Annotated in this window: 1 protein-coding gene; it reads right to left on the bottom strand. The window is 73.3% G+C overall.

Features of this window, described 5'->3' with window-relative positions:
* Positions 1-255: HAMP domain-containing protein (locus tag JHD63_RS23665; protein ID WP_198973211.1), on the bottom strand; the 255-nt coding region annotated here is incomplete at both ends.

Raw genomic sequence — 255 nt, 5'->3', positions numbered from 1 at the left:
CGGTCTGCTCCAGGCTGCTGGCGGTCTGCTCGGTGCGGATGCTCAGGTCCTGGTTGCCGGCGGCGATCTCCTGCGAGGCGGTCGCCACGCTGTCGGTGGCGCCGCGCACGCCGCCCACCACCTGGCCGAGGAAGGCGTTCATCTGGCCGAGGGCGCGCTGCAGCTCGCCGAACTCGTCGCGCCGGGTGCTGACGATCTGCTGCGTCAGGTCGCCGGCGGAGATGGCATGGGCCAGGTCCACCGAGCGCGCCAGCG

This window comes from Xylophilus sp. ASV27 (assembly GCF_016428875.1).
Classification (GTDB): Bacteria; Pseudomonadota; Gammaproteobacteria; order Burkholderiales; family Burkholderiaceae_C; genus Xylophilus.
Note: the sequence above shows the minus strand (reverse complement) of the source record. Positions and strands in the feature narration are given on the sequence as shown.